The organism is Idiomarina sp. ST20R2A10 (assembly GCF_051842345.1).
GTDB classification, from domain to species: domain Bacteria; phylum Pseudomonadota; class Gammaproteobacteria; order Enterobacterales; family Alteromonadaceae; genus Idiomarina; species Idiomarina loihiensis.
Genome location: NZ_JBNIEY010000023.1, coordinates 1 through 1686, shown reverse-complemented (window position 1 = coordinate 1686; position 1686 = coordinate 1). Strand labels below are relative to the sequence as shown.

At 42.6% G+C, this 1686-nt stretch carries 1 protein-coding gene; it reads left to right on the top strand.

Going from position 1 to position 1686, the window contains the following annotated elements; genetic code table 11:
* Window positions 1-336: 336 nt before the first annotated feature.
* Window positions 337-522 (top strand): hypothetical protein, encoded by a 186-nt coding sequence (locus ACP7H9_RS14140; protein ID WP_034733748.1) that lies wholly within the window; start codon window positions 337-339, stop codon window positions 520-522.
* The last annotated feature ends 1164 nt before the right edge of the window (window positions 523-1686 follow it).

The window sequence follows — 1686 nt, the reverse complement described above, 5'->3', positions numbered from 1 at the left end:
CTGGGGTGTTGCTGCACAGTTTGTTGCCATTGCTCGGGCAACTGTTGTGCATTGGCGTAGCTTGAACTTATTGCCAGACTTACGGCAACAAGCAAGCGTTTGCTATGTGTCGAAAACGGACCCATAGATAGACTCCTCAGTCATATTACTGCGTAAAATAATGATTTTTTTGCGCTGCTATAGCAGCTTATTAGGCAGTTATGAGGAGATAGGAGGCCGGAACAGTGGTGATGACAGTGGATTAGTGTAGAATTGCGTGTACCCAGGGCGCATTGTTCCCATTCGTGGCAACGCGAGAGTTTTTTCAGTCTTCATCGCATATAGATGAAACGAGCCATGGCAGTGACAGCAGTGATGGCAGTCAAAGCTGATTTCTCCACTTTTAGGGAGATTGCGCTTATCGATGTGGGATTCGTCATGCTCAAAATTGAGGTGTTGCTCAGAAGAGGACTGGTGAGATTGATGCACATCAGCAACCGCCTGACTGATTTGAGTCAGAACAGCAACAAGCACCAGTATTAAAAATCCTAGTCTAAGCATCATTACCTACGGTTTAAAAAGGCGTCACTACGGTACATTAATTAAAAGTCGTTCTCAATCAAAGCTTGAACTTCCCATAATTTAAAAGATATATCATCAAAAAGAGTGGTTCTGTTTTGATTACTACTAAGTTCCTAAAATAAGGAAATGGGAACAAGCAAACTCACTAATGCCAGGCTATTTCTCCTTTTATACCCTCTTAAGTACTGAAAATCACGTCTTACAGCAAAAAAAGAATTCGAGCATGGTGGAAGTACAAGCGGGTAACCGTCAAATTAATTACCTACCTACCCAACCTACGATCAGCAGGTTGCTGATGTTTGGGATCTGGGTGTGAACCTAGTGTTAAGGCTCTCGGGTTTCCTGTCCATCAAACTTGAAAGCATGAACGATGACCGGCCTGACGCTGGTAGGGAAAGGAACCGAAACCAATGGTCTCTCGGCTTGGATGAGGCTCCAATTAGTTGCAATCACGTTTCGAGGGCGTTCGTCCAGATTGGCAAGGGAGTTGGTATTATACTGGGTACTCACTCAATGCGAGAAAACCGAGGCTACCACCTTTATAAGAGCACGAACGACATCGCCAGTGTAATGAAAATGCTGCGTCACAGCCCTTAGGCAGTGAAGTTGCGTTACATAGGAGCCGCTCAGGGAGATGTTGGCCTCGGCGTTGTCGAGATAGAGTTATAGGGACTGAGGATCCCTATTTCTTTATTTCTATTCTATGGAAGTATTTCTTCTTCTTGATGATCAAATCTCGCTCTCATCCTTTCGAATTCTCTATCAAAATAACCATCCATAATGCACTCGTTTGCAAGTTTATCGAATTCCTTATCTTCAGATTGCAGCTCTGACAGTTTGATATTTCTTGTTTTATCAGGCGGAGTGATGTAATAAATGATTTTTTTGGGCGCTTCGAATTGATCACAAAATATAGTGAACTCGATATGTGCAGCTTTACTAGACTTCAAGAATAAAAATGTATCACTTGATTTCTGAGAACCTGCTTGAATACTGTCAGGTTGCCAGATAAAGATATACTCATTAAAAGTATGGTCTTGAGTTATATTGTAGTGGTCAAGAAAAACTGGCCACCGGTTTATAGTTAATCCAGTATTTTTGCTCTGCCTGATTCGGGCTCAAACC

Coding starts and splice junctions, on each gene's coding strand:
- ACP7H9_RS14140 (WP_034733748.1), top strand. CDS start 337: ATGGCAGTGACAGCAGTGATGGCAGTCAAAGCTGATTTCTCCACTTTT.